21 protein-coding genes, 2 tRNA genes and 2 pseudogenes are annotated in these 26,462 nt (G+C 38.9%); 11 read left to right on the plus strand and 14 right to left on the minus strand.

Annotated features, from left to right (window positions below):
* The first annotated feature begins 360 nt into the window (after positions 1-360).
* From FHS24_RS09290 to FHS24_RS09310, 6 genes are all read left to right on the plus strand, one after another.
* Positions 361-2,007, plus strand: coding sequence for a sodium:solute symporter family protein (locus FHS24_RS09290; RefSeq protein ID WP_201599036.1), 1,647 nt, complete (start codon positions 361-363; stop codon positions 2,005-2,007).
* 107 nt (positions 2,008-2,114) lie between these two features.
* Positions 2,115-2,249 carry a putative transporter small subunit gene (locus tag FHS24_RS12340; protein WP_221185053.1) on the plus strand — a complete coding sequence of 45 codons (135 nt, stop codon included), beginning with the start codon at positions 2,115-2,117 and terminating at the stop codon, positions 2,247-2,249.
* Between the two features lie 194 nt (positions 2,250-2,443).
* Positions 2,444-2,517: transfer RNA gene (locus FHS24_RS09295), tRNA-Cys, on the plus strand.
* Positions 2,518-2,640: 123 nt separating this feature from the next.
* Positions 2,641-2,727: transfer RNA gene (locus tag FHS24_RS09300), tRNA-Leu, on the plus strand.
* 163 nt (positions 2,728-2,890) lie between these two features.
* On the plus strand, positions 2,891-4,249 hold the full coding sequence (locus FHS24_RS09305; RefSeq protein ID WP_183620881.1) for a tyrosine-type recombinase/integrase: 1,359 nt from the start codon (positions 2,891-2,893) through the stop codon (positions 4,247-4,249).
* Positions 4,250-4,482: 233 nt separating this feature from the next.
* Positions 4,483-4,746, plus strand: a complete 264-nt coding sequence (locus FHS24_RS09310) for a DUF7249 family protein (RefSeq protein ID WP_183620882.1) — start codon at positions 4,483-4,485, stop codon at positions 4,744-4,746.
* A gap of 228 nt (positions 4,747-4,974) precedes the next feature.
* Here FHS24_RS09310 and FHS24_RS09315 read toward each other — a convergent pair.
* Together FHS24_RS09315 and FHS24_RS09320 are read right to left on the minus strand one after the other, a co-directional pair.
* Positions 4,975-6,189: pseudogene (locus tag FHS24_RS09315) on the minus strand (IS256 family transposase).
* A gap of 103 nt (positions 6,190-6,292) precedes the next feature.
* The gene (locus tag FHS24_RS09320; protein ID WP_183620883.1) at positions 6,293-7,252 is read right to left on the minus strand and encodes a hypothetical protein; all 960 of its coding nucleotides are present in this window, start codon (positions 7,250-7,252) and stop codon (positions 6,293-6,295) included.
* A gap of 180 nt (positions 7,253-7,432) precedes the next feature.
* On the opposite strand from FHS24_RS09320, the gene FHS24_RS12345 reads away from it, so the two are divergent.
* Together FHS24_RS12345 and FHS24_RS12350 are read left to right on the plus strand one after the other, a co-directional pair.
* Positions 7,433-7,828 (plus strand): IS630 transposase-related protein, encoded by a 396-nt coding sequence (locus FHS24_RS12345; RefSeq protein ID WP_320158074.1) that lies wholly within the window; start codon positions 7,433-7,435, stop codon positions 7,826-7,828.
* On the plus strand, positions 7,771-8,160 hold the full coding sequence (locus FHS24_RS12350) for an IS630 family transposase (protein WP_233449116.1): 390 nt from the start codon (positions 7,771-7,773) through the stop codon (positions 8,158-8,160). Before FHS24_RS12345 ends, FHS24_RS12350 begins: the two co-directional genes overlap by 58 nt.
* 237 nt (positions 8,161-8,397) lie before the next feature.
* On the opposite strand, the gene FHS24_RS09330 is transcribed toward FHS24_RS12350, so the two are convergent.
* A complete protein-coding gene (locus FHS24_RS09330) occupies positions 8,398-10,797 on the minus strand; it encodes a DUF2357 domain-containing protein (protein ID WP_183620884.1) in 2,400 nt (799 codons plus the stop codon).
* A 10-nt stretch (positions 10,798-10,807) separates the two neighbouring features.
* Positions 10,808-12,574, minus strand: a complete 1,767-nt coding sequence (locus FHS24_RS09335) for an McrB family protein (protein ID WP_183620885.1) — start codon at positions 12,572-12,574, stop codon at positions 10,808-10,810.
* A gap of 739 nt (positions 12,575-13,313) precedes the next feature.
* On the opposite strand from FHS24_RS09335, the gene FHS24_RS09340 reads away from it, so the two are divergent.
* Positions 13,314-14,288, plus strand: coding sequence for a DUF2939 domain-containing protein (locus tag FHS24_RS09340; RefSeq protein ID WP_183620886.1), 975 nt, complete (start codon positions 13,314-13,316; stop codon positions 14,286-14,288).
* 500 nt (positions 14,289-14,788) lie between these two features.
* On the opposite strand, the gene FHS24_RS09345 is transcribed toward FHS24_RS09340, so the two are convergent.
* The 3 genes from FHS24_RS09345 to FHS24_RS09355 form a co-directional block, all read right to left on the minus strand.
* Positions 14,789-14,992 (minus strand): hypothetical protein, encoded by a 204-nt coding sequence (locus tag FHS24_RS09345; protein ID WP_183620887.1) that lies wholly within the window; start codon positions 14,990-14,992, stop codon positions 14,789-14,791.
* 88 nt (positions 14,993-15,080) lie between these two features.
* A complete protein-coding gene (gene umuD, locus FHS24_RS09350) occupies positions 15,081-15,506 on the minus strand; it encodes a translesion error-prone DNA polymerase V autoproteolytic subunit (RefSeq protein WP_183620888.1) in 426 nt (141 codons plus the stop codon).
* Positions 15,507-16,883 carry a Y-family DNA polymerase gene (locus tag FHS24_RS09355; RefSeq protein WP_233449113.1) on the minus strand — a complete coding sequence of 459 codons (1,377 nt, stop codon included), beginning with the start codon at positions 16,881-16,883 and terminating at the stop codon, positions 15,507-15,509. It lies immediately after the preceding gene.
* Between the two features lie 399 nt (positions 16,884-17,282).
* Between FHS24_RS09355 and FHS24_RS09360 the strand changes: the two genes are divergently transcribed.
* The gene (locus tag FHS24_RS09360; RefSeq protein WP_183620889.1) at positions 17,283-17,888 is read left to right on the plus strand and encodes a hypothetical protein; all 606 of its coding nucleotides are present in this window, start codon (positions 17,283-17,285) and stop codon (positions 17,886-17,888) included.
* Between the two features lie 212 nt (positions 17,889-18,100).
* Here FHS24_RS09360 and FHS24_RS09365 read toward each other — a convergent pair whose 3' ends face one another.
* Positions 18,101-19,168 carry a tetratricopeptide repeat protein gene (locus FHS24_RS09365; RefSeq protein ID WP_265088164.1) on the minus strand — a complete coding sequence of 356 codons (1,068 nt, stop codon included), beginning with the start codon at positions 19,166-19,168 and terminating at the stop codon, positions 18,101-18,103.
* A 39-nt stretch (positions 19,169-19,207) separates the two neighbouring features.
* A pseudogene (locus tag FHS24_RS12520) lies at positions 19,208-19,291 on the minus strand (SEL1-like repeat protein); the annotation flags it as partial.
* 504 nt (positions 19,292-19,795) lie between these two features.
* On the opposite strand from FHS24_RS12520, the gene FHS24_RS09370 reads away from it, so the two are divergent.
* On the plus strand, positions 19,796-20,374 hold the full coding sequence (locus FHS24_RS09370) for a hypothetical protein (RefSeq protein ID WP_183620891.1): 579 nt from the start codon (positions 19,796-19,798) through the stop codon (positions 20,372-20,374).
* Positions 20,375-20,459: 85 nt separating this feature from the next.
* On the opposite strand, the gene FHS24_RS12525 is transcribed toward FHS24_RS09370, so the two are convergent.
* The 5 genes from FHS24_RS12525 to FHS24_RS09390 form a co-directional block, all read right to left on the minus strand.
* A complete protein-coding gene (locus FHS24_RS12525) occupies positions 20,460-20,588 on the minus strand; it encodes a hypothetical protein (protein WP_265088162.1) in 129 nt (42 codons plus the stop codon).
* A 427-nt stretch (positions 20,589-21,015) separates the two neighbouring features.
* The gene (locus FHS24_RS09375; protein WP_183620892.1) at positions 21,016-21,174 is read right to left on the minus strand and encodes a hypothetical protein; all 159 of its coding nucleotides are present in this window, start codon (positions 21,172-21,174) and stop codon (positions 21,016-21,018) included.
* A 330-nt stretch (positions 21,175-21,504) separates the two neighbouring features.
* Entirely contained in the window at positions 21,505-21,972 is a 468-nt protein-coding gene (locus FHS24_RS09380; protein WP_183620893.1) for a hypothetical protein, read from the minus strand.
* 386 nt (positions 21,973-22,358) lie between these two features.
* On the minus strand, positions 22,359-25,859 hold the full coding sequence (locus FHS24_RS09385) for an autotransporter domain-containing protein (RefSeq protein WP_183620894.1): 3,501 nt from the start codon (positions 25,857-25,859) through the stop codon (positions 22,359-22,361).
* 310 nt (positions 25,860-26,169) lie between these two features.
* Complete coding sequence (locus FHS24_RS09390; RefSeq protein ID WP_183620895.1) at positions 26,170-26,421, minus strand: helix-turn-helix transcriptional regulator; 252 nt, start codon at positions 26,419-26,421, stop codon at positions 26,170-26,172.
* Positions 26,422-26,462: the final 41 nt, after the last annotated feature.

Consider the following 26,462-nt stretch of genomic DNA (forward strand, 5'->3'; position numbering starts at 1 on the left):
GCTACTATCGATAATGCCGTATTTGACCGTGTAATGGTTTATCCATTAGCAGACGCCAATTAAAAGTTGCCGCTGTTATTTTTCATACAAGCTTTTAGTCAATATTTTTTATTAAATATTTTAATCGCCTTTGACCAATGAAAAATTAATACACCCTCTGACGTTAGCATTTGGTTTTTATAGCCATTTATTTTACTGCGTATTGCTCGTTACTAATTGTACGAGCGGGCAAAATTGCATTCGCGTGGCAAATAAGCTTAACGCGCGTTTTTATATTTTCGCCAGTTTGTAAGTTTTACTTTAAAGCGAACTATTATTCTATTAAAACAATTGCGAGGTATGAATTTGAAAACTGAGTCATTGTTCCAATTTTCATCGTTAACCATTCTTTTATTATTGCTGGCATTTTATGGTGGCACGTATTTACTGTCTTTATTAATCAAAAAAGATAAAGAGACGACTTCAGGATTTATGGTCGCCAGTCACGGTGTTGGCTTTGGGATGGGCGCCGCCAGTATGACCGCCACTTGGATTTGGGCGGCGTCGTTTTATGCAGCCGCTACTTCCGGTTATAAATACGGCGTATCAGGACCGATACATTACGGTTTTTGGGGCGCCTTGATGATTTTATTCATTTACCCTTTTGGTATGCGCTTTCGTGAACTTGCCCCAAATGGTCATACCTTGGGTGAACTCATCCACGCCCGCCACGGCTCATCAAGCCAATTAATTTTAGCCATATCCAATATTATGGGGAGCTTAATTAGCTTGATGGTCAACTTCACCGCTGCTGGTGCCTTGGTCTCCGTACTGTCACCATTATCGTTTCAGACGGGCGTTATCATCGCAGGCGTTGGGGTGCTCAGCTATACGTTAACCTCGGGATTCCGCGCCTCTGTCTTTACCGACTTTGCCCAACTGGTCGCATTGATGGCCATTGGAGTTATCATCATCCCAGCAGTATTATTTTCCATGGGCGGTCCGGCGGTCATGGTCAGCGGACTGTCAAATTTAACCTTTGAGCAGCAGGACTTCTTTTCATCTGAAGCCTTCTTTCAGCAAGGTGCGCCGTATTTTGTCGCGGTATTGGCTTATGCCATTGGTAACCAAACCATTACCCAGCGCCTATTTGCCATTGATAAAACCAAAATCAAAGCCACTTTTATCACTGCCACGGTCGGTTATGCCGGTATCGTCATTGGGCTTGGTATGATTGGCTTAATGGCATTAACTATTGGTATCGAGCCGCTTGACGGCAACATGAATAACTTAATCCCGCAGATGGTCAGTACTTATTTGCATCCGGTCTTTATCGCATTATTCTTTATCTTAGTGATAGGTTCGCTGTCCTCAACCGCTGACTCAGACTTATCAGCGCTATCAACGATTATGATGGCGGATGTCTATGGTAAAAACCTTGCTAAAGGGCGCGTTAAACCAAAAACCATGATGCTTGTCGGTCGCGGCACCATGATTGTAGCCACGGCAGCAGGATTAATTTTTGCCAGCTTTAAGCTTGATATTTTGGTGATGCTGGTCTTCGTTGGTGCATTATGGGGTGCCATTGTTTTCCCAGTGATTGCCAGTGTGTTCTGGAATCGCGTCACCAATGTCGCCTTTACCTCAGCGGTCATCGTTGGGCTGTTATTGTTCTGCGTTGCCCGCTTTGAGCTGATACCAATTAATGGCTTCACCGCCCTATTTTTTGAGATATTGGCCAGTGTCGGTGCCGCAGTGGTTATTGGACTTATGGTCTTTGGCTTTCTAGGTCGCAAAATCGGCATGGCCGCCGCCGCTATCACGCTGGTGCTGATGTTAATCTTCGCCACTGGCTTCCTACGCCAGTACATGGTCTTACTCGCCTCACTGACCGCTTACGGCGCAAGTACCATCGTATGCGTGATTGTCAGCCTAATGGGTGACGAGCATTTTGACTTTGACCTCATTAAACAGCGGGTTGGCGACTATGATAGAAAGCCGCCTGTACAACCACTAGCAAAATCTTAAGTAAAATTATTCTTATCAAATAATGGTCGGTCATTAACTGGCTAGCCATTATTAGAAGCCATCAAAGTAAAGTAAGAATCAACAAATACTAAATATAAGGAGATATCATGGACAACGTCTTTATCTATGGATTATATATCCTCATTTGGCCAGCGATTACGCTGGGTGTACTGGTATTAATTTGTACCGCAACCTATCGCGACATTAAAAAAGCGCAATATAATAATAAAGATATCGTTTAGCATATTGTATTAGATGCTGTATTTTACAAAGCTATCATTTAGCAATGGCTTAGTGATGGCTTCATTTAGTCTATTAATACTTCGAATAACCGTTAATTTATGCTCAAATAACGACAAGTGAGCAGATAAGTGACATTTAACTAAAAAATGACTTGTAATTTAAATTATTTTTGCTAATATAGGCATCCTTGATTGGCTGGGTGGCAGAGTGGTCATGCAGCGGACTGCAACTCCGTTAACGCCGGTTCGATTCCGACCTCAGCCTCCAATTATTTAGGTTAAAAATTTATAAGTATTAGGTTAATTTTAGCTTGCTTTATTAACATAAATGCTTATAATAGCGACCACTATCTAACAAGTAGAAAGCTTACTTTTAGATAATACAAGTTTTGCCCGGGTGGTGAAATTGGTAGACACAAGGGATTTAAAATCCCTCGCTAGTAATAGCGTGCCGGTTCAAGTCCGGCTCCGGGTACCATTACATAGTCCTATACTATCTTATAGAACAGCTAAAGCCCCTGATATCAGGGGCTTTGTTGTATCTGGCGTTCCATACTGTCCTATGAATCTATCCTAATCCATGCACTTTGAGTATACTGTCAAGTATACTGAGTTTGAGTGTACTTATGGAGATCTAGGATATGGAAAGAAAAGCGATCAGTTCAGATCGAAGCATCAGCAGCCATAAGCCTGAAGATAAGAAGTACTTCGTTGCTGTTAAAAACCATCCTAAACTTTTCTTAATGGTACGTCCTACTGAAACCAAGTCATGGATGTATCGCTATTACCCGCCTTCCAATCCCAAACAAAGCATTATTTCTATCGGTATATATCCAAGTATCTCGTATGCTCGTGCCTGTGAAGTTTGGCGTGAGTATGAGGATCTTTTAAGCAAAAGCATTGATCCTAAAATACACCGTGAAGATACGAAGAAACTTTTTATTAGTAAAACTAAAAACTCTTTTAACCACTTTGCTTGGGAATACTTCGCTACGCTTGAGCAAACTCAAAAAGGTAATACGCTCATTCGTAAGAAAGGTCGCTTAGAGCTTATATGCTCTTATATAGGTAATGAGCCTATTAGCGAGATTGACTCACCTAGAATGCTTGAAGTGCTTTTAGACATCCAAGCCAAGTCTTTAAATAAAGACGGTAAGCCGACGGACAAAGCGGAACGCTGTGCAGGTATCGCCAGTGATGTATTTGTTTACGCTGGTGCTCGCGGGTTTTGTAGTAGCAATCCTGCGGCACTTATTAAAAGCCAATTAGCTAAATCTAGTTACGGTCATCGTCCTGCAGTTACTAAGCCTAAAGACCTAGCCAAATTGCTTAGAGATATTGAAACAATAGAAGGTGATCCAAACACTATCAACTCCCTTAGGCTATTAGCATTGCTCTTTGTTCGTAATGGTGACTTAAGACGTATGCGCTGGGCAGATCTAGATCTAGGGGCTGGCAGGTGGCAGTTAAAGCCATTGAAGGGTCAAGGCAAGGTAAATATGGTCAAGGACATGGTGGTTCCCCTACCTCGTCAAGCTGTGAACATATTATGTGAGCAGCATAAAATTAACGGTCATACTGAATACGTATTTTTTAGCCAAACGGCAAAAAAGCATCAGATCATATCTGACGCTACTGCTAATAAGCGTCTAAAGGATCTAGGCTATAAAGACATACATTGTGCACATGGCTTTAGAGCGACAGCTAAGACCATACTGCAAGAGCAGTTGAAGTATCCTCTCGTGCTTGTAGAGATGGCACTAGGTCATACAACGAAAGATCCTAATGGAACAGCGTATGGACGATTTGAGTACATTGATGATCGTAGTGATATGATGCAGAAATGGGCGGACTATTTAGACGCTTTAAGGGATGGCAAAGATACAGCAGATTTTAGAGCAGATGCGCAAACGCGAGCTAATCCTACTGCCCAACTCCAAGCATTGATTGATCAGCTTGGAGAGGATAAGGTTTTAGAATTATTACAGGCTAAATCTTAATAGCATTATTAAAATATTTTAAAGGTATAATATTAGCTAAAAATACATTTTTAGCTACATTACCATTATTTCTGTGAGTTACACTTTGTTGCACTGAATTACTCAGCATTTATGATACTAGATATTATAAGATCGGAAGTATTAAGAATCGTAAAGCTATTATAGTATACTGAATAACACACTAGCTCCTTTGTGAGCAATATTTTCAATTTACAAATAGGGTCAAATAAAGAATGAAAGAATACAATGGCTGGACTAACTATGCTACGTGGAATGTTAACTTATGGCTTACGAACGACGAAAGCAGTTATAACTACTGGATGGAAAGAGCACGTGACTCAGAAGTGAATGAACTCGCTGTAGCACTCGAAGATGAGCATAAGGAAGCGATGCCAGAATTAGACTCGAGCACTTATAGTGACCTTTTACAACATGTGTTAGGCTCAGTTAACTGGCACGATATAGCTAAGAGTCTAATTGAAGGAGCTAGCGCTTAATCACATCATTAATATCTAAGGGATAAGCAAACTGAATAGGATGATTTGTTCGTTTATCCTCATTAGAGATATTTCTAGTAGACAAGAATATATTGACTAAAGTAATCTCTTAGATCTTGGTCATAGCAGTATATGAAAGTACCTTTTATGCCACGATACATGATAGTTCTATAGATTTTAACAATATAGTCGTAACTGAGACCATCCCAGATTCTGTGTAACTGCTCTTTAGATTAAATGCCTACTAATACGATCATCAAACATAATCATAAAGCGATTAAGGGCAGACGTCCAGTTACGAATCGGCATCGACCACTTTTTAGACGCCTGCTGGGTTGCTAGATAGACTACCTTAAACGCTGCCTGATCAGACGGGAACACCTTACGCTTATTCACTGCCGTACGAATCACACTGTTTAATGACTCAATAGCATTGGTGGTATATATGACTTTTCTGATGTCTTTAGGGTAACCAAAGAACACCGTTAAGCCTTCCCAGTTATTGCGCCAAGACTTGATGACATGCGGATACTTATCGCCCCACACTTCATCAAAGTGCTCAAGATTGGGCTCCGCTATCTCTATAGTATCAGCACCATAAATTGCCTTTAAATCAGCCGCTACTGCCTTTTTATCCGTCCACGGCACAAACTTTATTGAATAGCGCACCATGTGCACGATACACAGCTGAACCTGAGCATTGGGGTAAACGGTATTGATGGCATCAGGAGAGCCCTTTAAACCATCGACACAGGCAATGAGTATGTCTTGTACCCCTCGGTTTTGCAATTCAGTGAGAACGCCTAGCCAGAACTTAGCGCCCTCATTCTCTGATAACCACATACCAAGCAGCTCTTTTTTACCGTTAAGTCCTACGCCTAGCGCCAGATAAATAGCCTTGTTGATAATCTGCTTATCTTGGCGTACTTTAACGACAATTCAGTCTCAATAGACGATAGGATAAACACTGCTCAGCGGTCTGTTCTGCCAGGCAGTGATGTCCTCTAAGATATTGTCAGTGACTCTTGAAACCAAGCTACTTGAGATATCGACATCATAGAGCTCTTTGATGGTCTCGACAATCTCGGTGGTCGTTTGGCCTTTAACATAAAAAAAGATGATTTTATCATCAAGCCCTGAGATACGGGTTTGATGCTTACGCACTAAGGTGGGCTCAAAAGCGCCGTCACGGTCTCTTGGAGTGGAGATCTCAAGATCCCCTGTGTCACTGCGGACGGTCTTTTTAGTGTGCCCGTTGCGCTTGTTTGGCTTATCAGCTTTTTCATGCTTAGGGTAGCCAAGATGGTATTCCATCTCAGCTTCTAGAGCAGTGTCGATAAAGGATTGCATGAGCTGCTTTTGAAAGTCTTTGATGTCATCAAAGCTGTTTATGCTACCAGCCATTTGCTCGGCTAGTTTCTTGATGTCAGATTGAGTAGTCATTGCTTATTCTCCAGTTAGTGGATTATAAGCAGTTACACAAAGTTTGGGAAAGGCTCGTGTAACTCCTCTGATGAAGAGAGTTTACCAAAGAGGCTTCACCTAGCTATATGATATTCCAACTCACAAGCAATTCATATATAGCTTTAATAGCCTCGACTAGACCTACGATTGATAGGAACACAGCTAGTATAGTTATGTTCTTATTCCATTTATCATTCTTTTTTTGATGCTCATACTTTTCATCTTCTTGCTTTTTTTGGTTTATGTGGCTTAAGATTTGGTGGACTTGTTGGATTTGCTCGTTTGTCTCCTGATATTTAGATTGAAGATCGAAAGCATCACGAATATTTTCCCAGCACTTATAAGTATGATAACTAGATACCTGAACTGGGTTAAAAAAGTAATAGCGGGCATTAAACTTTGATGCTACGGAGAATATCTTTTCTATTTTATCGATGTCATCTATCGATTTTAGCGCTTCTGCGAGTTCTTCATTAATTTTTTGAAAGGCTTTAAAATATGCTATTGCAAGCATTAGCAATAATGTTATCCTTCTCGGTTGTTTAACGCATGTATAATTGTTAATTAATAACAACCCTTGTCCATCAACATGCCTCCATCCACTAGACACCTCAATTGGACTGTCAGCCTTTAAAGACTTAGAGCGCCGAATAAACAGTGAAGCATCTTCACAATAGGAACTCTTGCCTTCTGCAAAAGTTATTTTTCCTTCCTCAGACTCATCCATATTGGTAACAATTACAACTCGTGCAAGATGCTTTCTATATTCATTTGGTTGATGATTATCTATATTATTATTGACTACCTTTAACTCTAGAGTTTGTGCGTATTGACTGTCTTTAAAAAATGTGGCTATCCAACCATCATATTCAATATCATCACCTTTCTCGTATGCTGTATTCTCTTTGATCGAAAGTGTTTCTTTAAATATGGGGTTAAATAAATGTATATCGTCACCGCAAAAGCGAAGTACATCTCCGACGTTATCTACTTTCAAGTTATCTCTATTTCTTATAACTGCGTAATATATTCTACTGGCCATTTCTTAACACTCATAAAAGGTAATACTTAATATTGTTTTATTAGCTAAAAAGCTTTTGACTTATAGTTGAGTCTATTTAAAAGTGTTATAAACTAATTATCAAATCTAATTGTTATTATAAAGACCATGACTTACTCACTAGATTTTCGTAGACAAGTTCTCAAAAGTATAGATGACGGTATGACCTATGTTCAAGCAGCTGAATTTTATAGTCTCAGCCCAACCACCATACAAAACTGGAAGAGACGTGTTCATAGCAAAACAACCAGGCAAACCAAGCCCTATAAAATACCAGATGACGTGCTACTTAATGATGTCAAAGAATATCCTGATGATTACCAATATGAGCGAGCACGTCGTTTAAGCTGTAGTAAAACAGGTATTTATCATGCCTTAAAACGCCTTGGTATCAGTCAAAAAAAAGACCTTGGAACATCCAAAAGCATCTCCAATAAAAAGAGCAGCTTATCAGAGATAAGCTTGATCGTTTTATTCAGCAAGGCTATCCCATTGTGTATATGGACGAAAGTGGCTTTGAGGCTGAAACCATACGTCCTTATGGCTATGCGCCGATAGGCAAACCTTGTACTGATCGCTACAACTGGCAAGCAAAAAAAAGAACTAACGTCATCGGTGCTCTTTATAACAAGATGCTGTTTGCGCTTGATTGCTTTGAACAGAATATCAATGGTGAGATATTCTATCACTGGTGCAAGCTTAAGCTAATCCCAAGCCTCAAGACCAAATGTGTAATTGTCATGGATAATGCTCGATTTCATAAGAATAAGCGTATTCAAAAGCTACCGAATAGACATGGTCATCGTATTTTATGGTTGCCACCGTACAGCCCAGACTTGAACCCTATCGAGAAAAAATGGGCTCAGGTGAAGTTTCTACGTCAAGGCTAGATGGAGAATGACTTATCTAAATTATTTTATGATATTTACCCTAGCCATAACAGTTTTATTTTGAACTGAGTATATAATAACAATATTTAATTATTATCTTATAGTTAAGATAATTACCGATTTCTTTACATGTACAATATCGAGAAAGACCATATGAAGTCGAAGTATGGTCTTAGGCTTAATCACGGAAAAGTAAATTAAAAATTTGTTTATAAGAAAAAATAGTAATTTAAACGGCTATTCACTACTTTCTGGTATGAATTCTAATTCGCTGATATCTTTCCCAACGTTACTACTTTGAGTCTTACGCTTAATACTAACTTTTGAGCTCTGTGTGGATAGAGTTTTCCACTCTTTATATTTTTCCCAAGCATTAATAAAAAGTAGATCTGCATTATTATGTTCTAATGCCAACTGCAGCCCAATATTACTCACAAAGAATCGTCCCTGCCTATGTCCTTGCATCTGTAGTCCTGCATATAGCTCTACCTCAGTTAGCTCATCAAGATGATAAACACAATACTTTTTGTCTTCATAGCTTGGTGGCCATGTTGTACCTGTTTCTTTGAGCTCTTTACCTAGTAAAAACTCAACTTTTAATACTTTTGCTGTTGCGTATATTTTCTTGTCTACTTGATCATATAACGCGATAATTTTCGCTTTTTCTAAAGGGAAAGTAGGATTTTTAGCCCACTCTGTATAATAGACTTTAGCTGTGGCATGATACTTTCTTCTACCATCTCGATTTTGAGCTGGCACCATACCAACCATAACTAAATCACTCTGCGCCTGCTTCTTTGTATCGTACTCACGTGTATCAAAGTGAACTCTGCGCTCATGAATAGACTCTCCTGATTGCTCAAAAAGTGACTCTAGATACCTCTGATAAAGTACATTCTGTCTATTATGTCCAGGCTGCAGCGGCACTGCTCCAATATTTACCCTATCGATACTTTTATAGTAAGGATGATCTTTAAACTCTTCCTCAGCATTAGGATAAGGAAACAATATAACCCCTCCTATACTCTTATTGGCAATTCTCACACTATCGTCAAAATCCTCTTCCCATAGTAATGCATCTCGATATCGGTGTAGCTGTGCAATAGTATCAACAGGTGGGCCGTAAGGATTTTTCGTTTTGTTATCCTGACTTTGCCCTCGCTCAAACCTATATTTTGCATCTAATACTACCTTAAACTTTTTCTTATCTTTATTGCTTCCATAACCTGCACGCGAAAACTCTATGAAGTTATCAGGTCTTTGATCAAATGTATAAGTATGCTTATCTCTCTTAAAGGTACGGTTAAAATAGAGAGAAATTTCATCATTACTTGAACGTTGCCTAAAGTGAACTGCTGACTCCTCACCCTTTTTCAGGGTGACATTAAAACGATAATGCTCTATTTTAACAATGTCACTACCAGTTAAATCATACTTAGGATTATCACGTAATAACTTTACTGTCTTTAAAAAGCACCAGTACTCATATAAAGTCGCAATATCTTTATAGTCCATATTAAAAATAGCGTTATCTGCTAAGGTTAATCCTTTACGCAATAATAAATAACGGTGATAAAACTCTTTATACCCCGGCGCCATAGTTAACGTTGTAGAAAACTGCTGTTGATTATTGAAATTTGCTACTGATGAAAATACTGGTGCTTGTAGCCGATGACGTAATTTCCTTTGATGTAGTTTTAATAACTGTATTTCAATTTCTAGCTTTTTAGATTCAGGCTTACTGCCTACTTGTGAAATTAAAAATGTTAAAGTTTTTATGACATCTTTAATAGCCCATACAACAAAGCGGTTTTCTTGAGTATCGTAACTTATCTCTCTTTTCTGCTCCTGCAAATGCGATATTTTTATATCATTAGTTAAGCTTAAGCCCCCACCACGGCAGTACCTATCAGGTTTTCTTAATGCAGACAAAAGGGATTTACGTGATACTTTCCTAACTAAATCGATTGGCTTGACTTCTAAACTTCGTTTAATTTCGGACTTTGGAGTTCGTAGGATAGTGTCAATACTCTGCTCAAAACTGGTCGCTAGTACCTTATATAGATTCAACCATTCTGAAAGTGTTTGATGATAAGTCGTATGTACTTTAGTACTAGCATAGGTTTTTTTGAAGACATCAAAAGCTAATGAGTAAATGATTTCAGTAATTTCATCCAACATGGCTGAAAAATCATCTTTATAGTCTAGCTTTTCAGGAAAAACTTCTGCACCTAATTCAAATACTGTTTTATTACGACTGTCTCTAATAGAGAATTTTGTCCTTCCTACCGCATTACCTAGTTTAGTAAACCCCATTAACCTATATTTACCACCAAACTTTTTACATCGGATGGATGGCTCAAGTACGTCATTTATATATAAAGCATAAGGAGCTGGAAAGAGCTCATTATTTTCACATTCAAACAAAAAGTTGAGTTGCTGCCATTCAAAAAACAAAGGCTGTTTGCTTAAGTCAGTAATATCAGAATACTGCTGATTAAATTTAAGGCCAGTGACATTAGACCAAACCTCTTTACAAAGGTGCATTTGATTAGCAATTACTTTAGGTAACTTTGCTTCCGACAGCTCGATTTGGCAAAAGGTGCCATCTTCTGAATTAAAATAAAGTACGGGCATCTTTGACTACCTATAACCAGAAAGATGTAAAGCCATCATCATTGAAACGGCGCAGCATAAATAAGAGCTTATTAATACTCAACGGGAATCTCAATTTTCCACTAACTTCTTTTATGGCTTTTTCTACGGCTGGCAACTCCATATTTTCTTCAATTTTGGCGCCGCTTAATTGATTTAGTAATTTAAGTAAAGCAGTTAATACTGAAATAGAGCTTCCCTGAATCCGAGGCAAAACCTTTTGCATCAATTGATAATCTAATGCTTGGTCATCCGTCATAATCAGCTTATCGTGTAGCTTCATTTGCTTATGTTGACAGAGATAAAATGCTAATTCATCGCGAACTCGATAGCCAAAATGTAGACCCGCTGGTTCTAAAACTTCATTAATACTCTCCAACAAATCAATTATAGGTTCCAGCTCTACTTTCTGGTTACTATCCAATTCAATTGAGTTTAAATAAGGCGATACAAAAGCGTCTGCATAAACTTCAGTAACTGGGTTGGTGCGCTTTATTTCATTTAAATCCCAATGTAGGTTAATGTGATTCATTTCGATAGCGTTTGCACGATCCAAAACTTTTCTGCTAAATGGGTGTGTAGTCTCATCCATATTGACCGTACCTACAATCATTAGATTCTGTGGAATAGATACTGGTATGCCTTGGTTGACCGTATCGTCGGTCAGTATGGCATTCGTGACAATTACGCCTTCATTATTACGCTCTCGAGTCTCTAACACACTTAAAAAATCAGAAAAATAGTGCTCAACTCGCGCTAAATTCATCTCATCTAGAATGACAAAAAATATCTCTTCTGGATGAGCTAAAGCGTCTTGCAATACTTTCAATAATTTTTGCTGCTCAAACCTTCCCTGAATATTTTTATATCCAATTAAGTCAGAGTTATCGGCCCAGTCAGGACGTACTGGAATAAGTACGCAGTGGCGTTCATCACCATACCCGATTGCTTTGGCAAACTGTCTAACTAGTTGCGTTTTACCAGTTCCTGAAATACCAGCTAAGATTACCAGTGGCTTCGTACGCATTGATAGGTAGAAATTCGCAATATCAGCTAAGCTATAGTCAAAACCTCTACTAGCAATATAGGACTGAACCTTTGGTAACCAACTACTACTAGCCTCTTGAGTTTGCTTAGAAAATAGCGTTAAATCATGCTGTTGACCATCATTATCTGGCTGTTCCGAGTTATCTTTTGCCAATGGAATATCCACTTGTTCTTTAAAAATTTCAAGACAATGCTGAAGCAACTCCTCTTCTTTAGAGTCGTCTTTAAAAACCTCTAGCAACTGCTCAATACGTTGAACTTTATTTACTGCTGAGCTAAAGCTGACATGAGCTCCAAGTATATAGGTATGCTCTCCAGACCCTAAAGTTTTCCATGACCACTCCTCATCCACTAACTTTTCATCTTTAATAGCTAAGCAAATAAACTCATTCCACTGACCAGCTACTTTATAGACTTCGCCTTTATCTGAGAAAGAGCTTTGGTCTAGTTGATCGTCATATTCTGTTGGAATAGATAGTTTTTCTACAAAGCAGTTCAATATTGTTCTCGTTGTTACATTTACAACAAAGACTCTATCTCCTTCCTTAAGCTTCGCAAACTTATCTCTATTCCAGTAAAAATGCTTATGATCAGATGAAAATAACTTTTGATAGTTTGCTTGAACAACTGGAGGGCTTTTTACTTCGTATATCATTACAGATATATCTACATTATTCTTATTAATATAATTAGATTGATTTTGAGAAATCATTACTGTTCCTTGAAAGCTAAAATAGAAAATTATATTATTATGAACAACCAACAGACTAAGAAAGATAACTATTTTTATTTTTTAAAGATTAATCTATTTGTAATAGGCAACATTGCCTGTATTCCAATTCTTCAAAATCACAACTTAATATACTAGCGATATACTACATAAAAAATACTTTATAAGAATTAATAAATTTTTCCGCTATTCAAAAGTAGCACTGATGAATTTTAATGAAATTAAGCTAAAGACGATGTGCTTATATTTTGATACTGAATCACGCAACGAGTGAATGATTAGCCGTACAAGAAAGGAATTTAGTATGTAGTAACGATTTTAGCGAGATTATATTTTTAAGCAAGCTTATGTGCCAACTAATTTTTGGAGTGACTTATTACTTGATGATTGTTATAGATTGAAAATAGAGATTAAAGCTCATTTAACCTGAGGTTGTAGACAACTAGAAAGATGCTTATGCCAGTTAAAGAAACCATAGTCACATAAAGATGTTACGAATAAATTTAGCCAATAAAAGTTTATCGAATTGTTTTCTATGTCAACTTATGTTAGCATTAGTTGCTAATTATTACTGTTATGTAAATGCCTTCGAACACATAAAACTTTTAAAAAAGTCTATATTTATGCTTATGCAAGAATAGTAGCTAATGACTTTGAGCTCAGTGTCATACCGTATCGTTTTATTAAGCCCTAACCTTATTAGGGATTCAGGAGAGATTTTTTGAAAAAGTTTTTACCTTGGTTAGTTGGGTTATTGGTTATATTTGCAATTTATCTTTATGCATCACCCTATCTCGTTCTAAATAATATTAAAAATGCCGCTGAACAAGGAGATGCAGATAAGCTTTCAGGTTACATCGACTTTCCTAGCGTTAAGCAGAGTATGAAAGATCAAGTCAAAGCCGTTATGGTTAAAGAGCTTGCTTCCAGTAAGGAGCAAAATGGCTTTGAAGCTTTAGGCACCATGTTAGGCACTGCAATGATAGATCCACTCATTGATGGTTTAGTAACGCCAGATGGTGTGGCATTAATGCTCCAAGGACAAAAACTAGATTTCGATTTAAATAATGACACGCCTGAAGATAAGCCTAAAGGCAAAAATGAAGATATCGATTATAAAGCTGGCTACCTATCCTTTAATCGATTCAAAGTTCAGGTAATTGATGCAGATGATCCGAATGAGTCCATAGATGTGATCATGCATAGAGACTGGCTTAGCTGGAAGGTGACAAGGATTAACTTTTCTTTAGATTCAAAAGATAAGAAAATCAAAGAATCCTCTGTCGCTGACTTAGACTGGGATAATGAAGATAATGCAAGTGAAGCCTATGATGATGTATTCCAAGATCTAGGTGAACAGCAGGATACTGATACTACATCAGACGTAAGTGAGAGTGCTTATGATTCTTTGAGTGACGACGACTACAATAACGGAACAGGTGCTAACGCTGTAGAAATCACCGGACCACTAACACCTGCCCAAGCGGCACACATTGATTATCTCGTTGATAATGATATTGAGGTATCGCAAGACATAATAGAGCTATTAAACGATTTTACACTTGGTGGTGGTTCAGAGTCTGATTTACGTAAATTCATTATCGAACGTTCAGGTTATGACGATGGTTATGATGGATTGGAAGATTGTCGTAACCCAGACTTAACCGAGGCGCAGTATATGAACAACTGTACCTAATGAATAGTAGGTAATAATTCTAGTAAAAAACAAGCCACCTTTTTAAGGTGGCTTATTATTGCTTACGCTCTGTCATAGATGTTACTTTCAATCGATATATACCCGGTATATCTCCAACACTCGTTAGACAATAATATTGATTACATTTTAGTATGCATTACAAGATTGATTATCAAATTCAACTATTGTAGTTTTATTTACAAATACAATAACAACCATTGGATACTGATGTCGTTGTCTTTGTTGACAACGAATTCGTCTTGTAGTCAAATGTTTGATTACAGATGATTGGGATTACGATGTCGTTTATACAATCGCTTCGCTCTTATATAAACTTCGCTTTTTATACGTTACGCCACGCCGTAACATAATATAAGCAGACACGATTATTTTTTACATCCTGCGATATGTTGGGAGAAAAACAACTTACTCCCGTAAACATGAGGTTTTTAACAACATTGACACTCAAAAAAACCCGAGATTAAAAAACTCGCTTATAGCTATATCTCTAAATGTGGTGCTTGTGACTGTCTGATCCGCTGATCTGACTTAGCTTGAATATCTCTGCCCCAGTTCGTTGCTCTTGCAGACACCAGCTGACGGTAGTTTTCGTCCTCGCTCATTTGTATGGCGTTCAGTGCTGACCTGTCTATCCATCCTTGTACTAAATCATTAGACTCACTTTGCTCTTTTTTATCAGTCATTGCTTTGCTCCCTTTTCCTACGTTAATAATGCTCGTTACTACTATTCTACTTTCTGCTACAAACCTGACTACTCTTATCACTCTACCTTCAACGCTTAAACCGTCTAATACTACTCGCCACCACCCCGAACAGCTCAAGCGATCCTTTAACCACAATATCGGCATAATTCTCATTGTGCGCTCGCAGTATGATGTGCTCACCCAGTATCAATTGCTTAGCCGTGAATCCATCGTCTATCAGCGCAATCACAATGTCTTTGTGACAGGCTGTCAGTGAGCGATCAACGATTAGAATGTCATTGGGATAGATACCAATATTGACCATACTGTCCCCTTCCACCTCAACCAGATACGTCGATGCAGGATGGCGTATGAGTAGCGTGTTTAAATCAATACGGTTTTGCACATAGTCGGTCGCTGGGCTTGGAAAACCAGCCTTAATTTTATCGCTGTATAAAGACAGCAATATCGTTTCACCTTCATTGGTCAGCTTACCGATTATTTTGACAGTCATCTAATGCACCTTAGGCAATTGATTGATGTTGGTGGTATAGCAAGGCGATAGCATATTACGGCTCATCTGCCATGATTGATTTGCTTTGATACCTTCACTGGCAATAAATACCGCTGCTTGCTGATTGCTGTTCTGCCCGTACTTTTGATTGAGCTCATCCATGATGGCAGTGACTTCAACTCTTTTGTTGGTGCTTTTTTTAGCTCGTTCCTCCTGACCGCTATCATTTTGGTTGCTCTGACCTTCTGCAAACAAATCAAGCTGCACCTCATCATGCTGGCAGATTCCAAGCAGCATCACACCCGCTTTCGCATAGCGTACCTCTTCTTTATAAATCACCTTTAGTACTTGTCTGGCAGCGGTGACCATCACTCTGCTGTCTGCGGTGGGCGTTATGAAGTGATAGTCACCAGAGATTAAGACATAGGGCTCGTTCTTACTAAAGGGGCTGTTCTTAGCAAAGACAGTGATATAGGCACACACGCTGTCTTGTTTACGTAGCTTACTGGCGGCCTTAGCCACATGAGCACAGATAGACTCACTAAGAGCCTGCTGGTCGGTGATGCGCTCGGAGAAAGACCGTGAGGAGATGATTTGCTTTTTAGGCGCTATGCTTTCAATACCCAGACAGGACTGACCGTTGAGCTCTAAGCAGGTGCGCTCGAGTACCACGCCAAAGTGCTGCCTTATCTTGCCAGGCTCGCAGATAGCAAGCTGGTAAACGGTATGAATGCCCATCTCATTGAGTCTGAGCTTATAACGACGACCCACACCCCATAGCTCACCGACATCGGTTATCTGCATGATGCGGCGTATCCATCTGATATTCTCTAATACACAAACCCCTTTGGTTGCTGGGTACTTCTTAGCCGCGTGATTGGCAAGCTTTGCCATGGTCTTGGTAGTGCCAATGCCGACACTCACTGGAATGCCAGTATGCATCTCGACAATGGCTTTAAGCTTATGTCCATAAGCACTTAAATCTTGCATGGCAACAGGATAGTCAGCTAAGTATAAAAAGGCTTCATCAATGGAATAGACTTCAACCGTTGGACAAAGGGTCTCGAGGGTCATCATGACACGTTGGGAGATATCAGCGTAGAGAGTGTAGTTGGAGCTGAAGACGGTGACGTTGTTCTGATCACAGAAGTCTTTGACTTGAAAGTAAGGCACACCCATCTTGATACCGAGTAGCTTCGCCTCAGATGAGCGAGCGACGACGCAGCCATCATTGTTAGAGAGCACGACCACAGGCTTGTCCTTAAGATCAGGACGAAAGAGCTTTTCACAGTTGGCATAAAAGCTATTGCAGTCGATGAGCGCGTACATGGCAGACTCGGCATAAAAGAAAAGGTATATCCAAGCGTGAGTATCCATGTTTGGACAAGATGACTTTGATTGTAGAGACAGCGGCTTGAACAATTCAAGGGCAGATGTGATTCATGCGACGACAGTTGTCGTGAGAGTTTTAAAGTTGGTAGTATGGTTGGAGAATATTTAACTTAATTATTAACTAACTTAATATCCATATACCAATTTAAATGGCAGTCGATTCCTGTAGTGGGTACCATGGTCTAATCTTAACGCCTAACAATACCAACGCTTGTGTCGATATATTAAGTAACTTTATTATTTCAGTGTACTTGATAGTGTACTTGTGATTAATGTTTCGAGATTATTTAATTAACATTCGATAGACGTACTCGATTATTTTTAAGAGTTACTGGTATAGTTACCCTCAAATTAAAAGATAGACTATATTTTAGGAGTTTTATTTTGAAGGTATATTTGTATTTAGAAAAAGAAGAATGGGCAGACGCTTGGGTAAATGGTGGAGAAATACCGATTACACCTGCAAGTGCATATTTAGCAGATGACCGTGATGGTATTATGACTCCTGATGAAAACCTAATCCACAAGGGTGAAGTACCCATACCAAGTTTACGTCAATTTGGGTTTGATTTTAGAAGTGTCCAAAATTTAAATATGTCTGGCAATAGTATAATTAGCAATATAAATGGCATTGAGGAAGCGACACACGTTCCCGACATAACAAATGGCAGTTATTACAAAGAAGATGGATTAATCTTATCTTTCTGTAATCATCTTTCACCTGATACTGCTCTTAAACTTGGTAAGGTGATATGTGTTGAATTAACTAACATTGCCAAAACTAAGAAACAACTTGATAAGAGATTAGGAATTAGAAGTGAGATGAATAAGTGTGAATACACAGAAGACCATCACCGAAATCATTTTTTAAAGCATAAAGATGATTCTTGGCAAGATGAATACCGTATCTTTTGGAAATCCCAACAAGGTAGGAGATGGGTAAATATACCTTCTGGCACAGCAAAGATTGTATGGACTTTAAATTCATAATTTTAATCAGGTTTTTAAGTTCAACTCCTATACTAAGAAATAAACTACACGCTTCAGCCCAAGTGATTACGGTCTTTCTTGATTATAAATATTATCTATACCAACAATAATACCAACAATCGATTTTTATTATTGCTACTCCCCTTCATGGGGTCAATGTTACAAACAAGCTCATTAGTCCCAAAAACTACCTAATTCTCAGCACTCTATCTTTAATTTAACATTCGATAACCTTCACAACCTTTTTTAAGCCCGTTATCACACGCTTTTCCCAACCACTCTTTTGCAGTCACGCGATTTTTACCAACCCCTTCACCTTTCATGTACAAAGCTCCAAGCATCAGTTGAGCATCGGCATGGCCTTGGTTGGCAGCTTTTCGATACCATTCAACGGCTTTAATAATATCTTGCCTAGCCCCTTCGCCTTTATGGTGCATCTTTCCAAGACTGAACTGAGCATCAGCAAACCCTTGGTTGCTAGATTTTTCATACCATTTAGCGGCTTCAGCATGATCTTGTCTAACACTTTCACCGCTGTGGTAAATCAAACCTAGAATATATTGTGCTCCTGGATGCCCTTGATTGGCTGATCTTTGTTGCCAGCTTTTAGCAATCGTACTATCTTTTCGAACACCCAAGCCATTCGCATACATTCCACCAAGGTGAAACTGAGCATCAGCATTGTCTTGATCAGCAGCTTTTTGATACCATTCAGCAGCTTTAGCATAGTCTTGCTTAACCCCTTCGCCTTTAAAGTACAGTATCCCAAGAAAATATTGAGCCTTTATATGTCCCTGACTAGCTGCTTTTTCATACCATTGAGCGGCTTGAGCATAGTCTTGTCTAACTCCTTCGCCTTTAGCATACATCACCCCAAGATTGTATTGAGACTCATCATGACCTTGGTTAGCAGCTTTACGAAACAACTCAGCGGCTTTAGCATAGTCCTTCTTAACTCCTTCGCCTTTAGCATACATTATCCCAAGATTTGACCGAGCAGAATTATGACCTTGGTTAGCTGCTTTTTCATACCATTCAGCAGATTTAGCATAGTCTTGCTTAACACTTTGACCTTTATTGTACATCACCCCAAGATTGTATTGAGACTCATCATGACCTTGGTTAGCAGCTTTACGAAAAAACTCAGCGGCTTTAGCGTAATCTTGTTTAACACCTAAGCCGTCGTAGTAAATGATCCCCTGAAGGTATTGTTCTTCAGCAAAATCTTGACTAGCTACTTTGATATTATCTTGGCGAGTAGCAGTACCATTGTTAAGCATTGCCTCGATATTAAACTGAGCTTTAGTGTTACCTTGACTAGCTGCTTTTTGAAACCATTCAAACGCTTTAGTATTGTCCCGAAGTACCCCTTCGCCCTTATAGTACATCACTCCAAGATTATATTGAGCAGAAGCATTGCCTTGGTTAGCTAACCTTTAATTTTCGTTAAAATTAGCAGCCACAGCTGAGAAAGACAGCATCGCTGCTGCTAAAAAAATGGCGGTTTTGCGAATAACTGAGGCTTTGAATATTGGCATAGCATGTCTCTACTAAGTGATTTTTGGATTTACATTTGTGCGTTATTGCTATGATAGCAGAACTATTTTCGAGCACTCTACCCAACGACTTTTTACCACTAAAATCATTTGTCATAATCTAATTTATTGAATTTATGTAGTTGAGTTATAAGCAAATAAAACGTACTGAGTTAGATTGTAGGCTAATAGAAAAGCAACTGAATTTATTTAAACTTAAAGGCAGAACTATATATCTAGAAAACTAAATTCGATTATAATATAAATACTAAGTATTATATCTAGTCACTATCACTTTTATCAGTTGCCTTGAGCATTGTAGTCAAGTAACTCTAAATATTAATAACAACCTTTAAAAATGAGGCTTGCTGTATGAAATTAATACATAAATGGAGTTTGATAATTAGTCTAGGTTTATCTAGTCTAATTATTAGTGGAGCTGCCAAAGCAGATACAAAAATGATGAATAACCACTTAAAGTGTGCTGCTTATATGGATGTTGCTGCTCGTGATATTGCAGCTTCGGCAGCTATAACAGGAAAAAACTTGATTCCTCAGGATGCTCTTGAATCATATATTGGTCTTAGTGGAATGAATTTATTAGCTTATTCTAAAGGTAAGCCTTTGGAAGAAGTTGCTCGTCAGTTTATTAAAGAAAAGGAAATAATTAGAGCTAAAGCGGGTAAAGATTCTGGTTATAAAATAGATGGTAGAACATTTAATCCTAATCGCTTAACAGCATATTTTCAATACATGCTTAAAGACGCTGAAGTATATTGTAAACCAACCTTTGGTATCACAGGTAGACTAACAGCATCATACTCTTCAGAAGAAGAGTTTTGGTCAGCAGCTCGTAAACTGGCAGATGAAGTTAAGAGACAAGAGAATAATTATGAAAGTAATTCCAATAGGTACCGATCATATGCTAGGGACTCAGTAGAAATCGAGTAGATGAAGACCTATCATATTATGATGACGTAGTGATAATAGCGGATTAATAGTAGAGCCGAAATCATAAGCACACTTAATCGTGGACTTATGCAACGACAAGAAAGCCCATTAAAATTTTAATGGGCTTTCTTGTCGTTGCAGCCTTGATTGCTGCTTTCGGATAAATATTAGGTTCAGTGCGCTGACTAAAAAAACCTTTATTATCCTTTTTCATGTCTTTCTCTCGTTAGCGGTAAGGCTTTTTTACTATATAGCTGGTAGTTCGATGCGCTATACAGGAGCCGAACGTACTCCAAAAACGTACGCATATTAAAAAAAGTAAAACTATGGAACCTGTTCATAATTGTATGTTAGCAATTAACTCTTTACTCATAATGCGAAAAATTTAACGATTCGATGTAGAAATTTTCTTTAATGAAAATGGGTATCAACTTAGATAAATACCAGTCAAAATCTGTTATATTGTAGTTATTAGTCTGCCTATTATTAATACAACATATGCTAACTGATAAATCTGGATATATAAGAAACTCCCCACCTATATTGGTATCTAGCCATGATAGTGAGATCCCTAGTGTTTCTTTAGCTTTATGTTGTATTGTCAATATACTAAAAATCTCACTATCTGTAATATTAACTTGTTACTTCCAATCAAACATACCGTTATCATTTTCTGGTAAGAAAACCTTTTCGCCGTTATCGTAAATAGTCCATCCATGATGTAATAAACATTTCAATACATCTATTGCATCCCTGTCAGTGTCCAGTAAATGAATATCCAGACTAGCTGAAATTGACATAAGAATTCCTATTAGGATAGATGAGCTTATTAGCGGTAGTAAAATAAAGTATACCCCAAGGGAACCAGCTAATTAGGCTCATAAATCAATTAATAGACCACTCAAAATAGACTATAGTCATGGAACCGCTTATAACAGACTGTAATATGCTATAGGTGTCATTCGCTAATAAAACCTAAGTGAACCGCGAGTACCTCTAACAAACAACCAAGGATCTACTTCGACATCGCTATAAGATGGATTATCAGTAGCGGTGACCACTTCACTTATTTTCAATACTCTAGCTTGTTTAGGTAGTTACGCTAACCCTGCTATGTTTATGTCACAGCATTAGCGCCTTTCTAATTGTGCTACCCGCTTTACAATACGTCTTTCAATCACTCTGTCCTGTTTGCTGGCTAAAGTAAACTTAATATCCGATTCGCGTAAATTCTCTGGAATATTGAGTTGAATAACCATGCGGCTTTTGCCATCGCAAGGTACAGTTATACACCACTGCTGCTCAATACCTTTACGGATGACATTATCCCAATTGATGGCTAAGCTTTGCTTTTTGTTTACCTGCTCTAAATCTGAAATTAGAACTTTACTGAGGTATGCAGAGCGACTCTCACCTTGTAGGGCATTGTATTTGCTGATTTCTGTTTCAGAGAATGAAAAATCAGCAATGGGCTGTGAGCTGGGGTCTTTTAGAATAATAATATCAATGCCACCTATTGGGTCACTACCTCCTGCGGCTAACGTCAATGACGGTACAGCTATAGCTAGGCTTAATAGTGACAGCTTAATTATGTTCATGGCGGTACTCCTTTAGTTTAAGTTAGCTTTCCGTAGCTTAAAGACCTAGATTGACTCAACAATGATAAAAATGCTTTTATAACTCAGATGTCTAAGGACTTAATATGCTGAAAAATGCATACTGCCAATATCCTTTCCTATAATAGGGTTATATGCTATTAAATTGATAGTCTTTTTTTCTTAGGCTAATGGGTACTTTTTATACGTATTGCTTATTTTTCAAACCTATCTACAGACCATTCTAAACAGACTAGCTTAATTGAACTATAGGCTCTTAATAATCAATTTTGATCTTGTAATATATCCCCATAAAAAAACTTGAACCTAGAGTAACTAAATTCAAGCTTGATTATTTTGTAAGTCTATAAAACGTAAAGCTCTACCATTTAGAACCTGGTTTGTAGCGCGATGCTAGCGCCTTGATCATCGTAATTGTCACGCCATTCTCCGCGATAGCCCGCTGATATTTTCATATTAGGCGACGCTGTATAGCTAAGTCCGATGCCAGCAATACCAATCTCACGTCCAATTTCTTGGCCGATAGTAGTAAAGTTCGCATTAGGCATACCGATGAAGCTGGCGGTAATATCAGAGCGACGATCACCGTTCTCTATCGCTGCTGCCAACTGACCTGTGAGCGCTAATTTAGGCGTCACTGCTTGTGACATTTTCACACCAGCCGTCCAGCGTAACGATTCGTAAGTATTCTCATCCACATCTAGGTTGTAAACCCCAGCACCGGTTTCACGATAACCATCACTCTCGGCACGTGCATAATTCATCTGTGCGAATGGAGTGAAATTACGTAGCTCATTACCGATGCGATGACCAATACCAAATCCTGCTTGCAGGGTATCAACAGAATAGTCAGATTTAGCTGTAGCATTGGTCAATACAGTGATATGACGCTGACCTTCGACATCGCTGCTACCGGCACCGGCATGGAAGTTCACCTGAGTGGCGGCGCTCGCTGCATAGTTTCCATAGCCCAATACTTGCCAGTTCTTGGCCGTCATTTCGTGATTGAGGGTACGGCTATTACTATCAACATCACTGTCGATATAAGAGAAAGCAACACCAAGGTTTAGATTGTCATTGATAAACGTATCAATACCAACGATGGCACCATAGCTGTCTGCATCATAACCGGTAATACCACCTTGTTCATCATGACTGCTTTCACTACCAATAATCTTCGCCCATACACCGCGATTAGGAGTGGTTAGGCTGCGTTCAATGACGGCTTCAGTGGCAGCGTAATTGGTATCTGTGATGATACGATTAGTTGCACCCATCAATAGCGGTTGCAATTCATTCGCAGCAGCAGCGAGCTTCAAATTATTAAAGTTAAGCGTATTACTAATGAGCGCATCTGCGAGCGCATTGTTACTATTGTTGACTCTATCTTGAATAGCTTGGTCTAAGGTGCTAGCAAGATCTAATGCAGTTTGATTGGTTTGGCTCTGCACTGCTTGAACAAAGGTAGTATCAAGAACGACCGGAGGCACGACTACTGGCGGTACAACAACTGGAGGCACGACTATTGGTGGTACAACCGGAGGCACGACTACTGGTGGTACAACAACCGGAGGCACGACTACTGGCGGTACAACAACCGGAGGCACGACTACTGGCGGTACAACAACCGGAGGCACGACTACTGGCGGTACAACAACCGGAGGCACGACTACTGGTGGTACAACCGGAGGCACGACTACTGGTGGCGATACCATTCTTAAATGTACAGTATCAGCATCGCTATAGTCAGCTACAAAACCTACTAATGGACTATTATCATTAACTGCAGAAAATTCACTGTTGAGGTTACTAGCGGAGACGACATTATTCCATATTGAAGCACCAGTTAGGTTTTGTACTGCATTTGAGGCATTAACCATTAATGTGCCTTTACTAATATCGGCATTACCAACAACCTTTAGTTGACCATAGTCCGTCAGGCTGTTTAGCCCTATGCCTAAGACTTCACCATTGCGCATGATGTAGTCACCATTCAATTGTAAGATTCCTTGATTAACATTGGTATTACCAGTCCATGCTTTTGTCGTACTGTTCATTGACAATTGACCAGTGCCGGCTTTAGTGAAGTTACCAATGCCGGTAATTTTGGCATCGTTGAATATATTGATATTAAAAGCATTGGTGTCAATGGTACCGCCACCAGTAGCAAGATTAATAATGTTTGTGTTATTGAATTTATCAAATAATGCGTCCTGATCTGCGGCTAACACTAAGGTACCATTATCAAAGTTAAGCTCTGATAACGCATACTTGTTATAGTTACCAACATATCCAGCTGTTACTCGTCCGTTATTAACAATGTTTAAAGTACCTTTACTATAAAGCCCCATTCGCAAAGAATTAGTATTCAGTTGTGAGTCGATACCAGTAACGGTCAAAACGCCTTCGCCATTTTCATAATCACCAACAGAAACCTTATCGGCTTGGATAGATCCACCGTCGGCAATGATTACACTTCCCTTACCTTCAGTTCCAATATATAAAGCATTAGCACTCATTTGCGAGTTGGTACCCGTAACCGTTAAATCACCTTCGCCGGTGTCTCCACTACCAACATTAACATTATAGGCTTGGATAGATCCACCATCGGCAATCGTTACACTTCCTTTACCATAAATTCCAACAATCAAATAACTATCAGTACTATTATCATTCTTCAATTGCGAGTTGACACCCGTAATAGTCAAATGACCTTCGCCATTGACTTCACCAACAGAAACTCCATCCGCTTGGATAGATGCACCGTCGGCAATCGTTACACTTCCTTTACCTGCATTTCCAATAGACAAAGAAGCATTAGCAAACAGTGTCGAGTTAGCACCGGTGATTGTTAAATCACCTTCGCTATTTTTCTCTCTACCCACAGTAATAACGTTTGCTTGTACTGAGCCCCCGTTGGCAATAGTAGCACTGCCCTTACCTGCATTTCCGACTTCCAGAAAATAAGTAACATCCAGCTTGGAGTTGTTACCGGTAACGGTCAAATCACCTTCGCTGCCTACTTCTGAACCAATAGACATAACATCCGTTTGTACTGCCCCCCCATTAGTAATAGTGGCACTTGCTTTACCTTCATATCCGATCTCCAAATAATCATCGACACTCAGTTTCGATTTGGTACCAGTGACGGTTAACTTACCTTCGCTACCTTTTTTGTTACCAATAGACATAGCCGTCGCTTGTATTGATCCCCCATCTTCAATCTTTGCGATTCCTTTACCGTTATGTCCAATCAACAATTCCTCAGTAAACAGTGTCGAGTTGGTGCCAGTGACAGTCAAATCACCTTCGCCAGAGACTTGGCGACCAAGGCTCATAAAAATATCCCCTGCGGCTGATGTGCCTTCAGCAATGACTGATGCACCATCAGCAATAGTGGCACTACCTTTACCTGCACTTCCAATTGTTAAGTTATCACTAATAAGCAATGATGAACCATTGCCTGTAACTGTCAGCTTGCCATCCGCCCCGAGTTGGTTTCCAACAATCATATTATCCGAATCAACTTTACCTTGATTGCGGATAATCAATGTACCTGAGCTTGTTTGACCAACAATTGCATCAGAAGTCTGTAAGACCGTGTTTGTATTTTCTACAACATCATTAGTCACTAGATAAGGGTTTGTAGTTATTACTGTTGTCTGACCGTTGTTATAATTAGTTGCCTGTACGCTGCTTATCGAAAGCATACCCAATACAGTTATTGATAAGGTAGATAAGACCACTCCTGCTTGTCTATGGCTAATAGCCGAACGTCCAGATGACTTACCGCCAGCTTTAGCCAGCTCAGACACACATTGGTAAACTCCTAAGGAGTGATTAAATACAATACGGTAAATATGATTCATAACAATACCCCTCATCCTTGTAGGCTATCAATTAGCTTCCTTCGATCAGTATATTACTATTTGAAATAAAGTTACTATATTTAAATTAATGAATATTACTTAAACGAATTATATGGTGAATATTTACCAAGTTATGAGACGTTTTATGACGCGAAAAGGTTTAGTCATTAGTCGTATCTAATATATTCTGATAACTTAAAATAAGAGATATATAAACGTCTGCTAAAGTCTATCTAGTGCGATTCATAGAACATCTAAATATGAAAAAAAATAGCCACCTCACTTTGAAGTGAAATGGCTGAGCTACCAACTAAGCTGAACGCTCAGCAATCTTAGTATTAATCCACTCTGCAATCTCACTCGCTACCCACACCACCCTCACCTGTGTCAGTTGTACCTTCTTAGGGAACGTTGGGTCGTAACGATCAGACGTTTCATTCACCATCTCGTAAATTGTAGAACGACTAAGACCGGTGTAATGGCCAACATCTTTGATACTCAGTAGTTGTGGTATATGATTACATTGCTCGACTACTGGTTGTGTTGCATTCAAATTTTCCATGATTTGCTCCTTATAAGTGTATGAGAGCGTTTCCCCTCATA

The organism is Psychrobacter luti, from assembly GCF_014192115.1.
Taxonomy (GTDB): Bacteria; Pseudomonadota; Gammaproteobacteria; order Pseudomonadales; family Moraxellaceae; genus Psychrobacter; species Psychrobacter luti.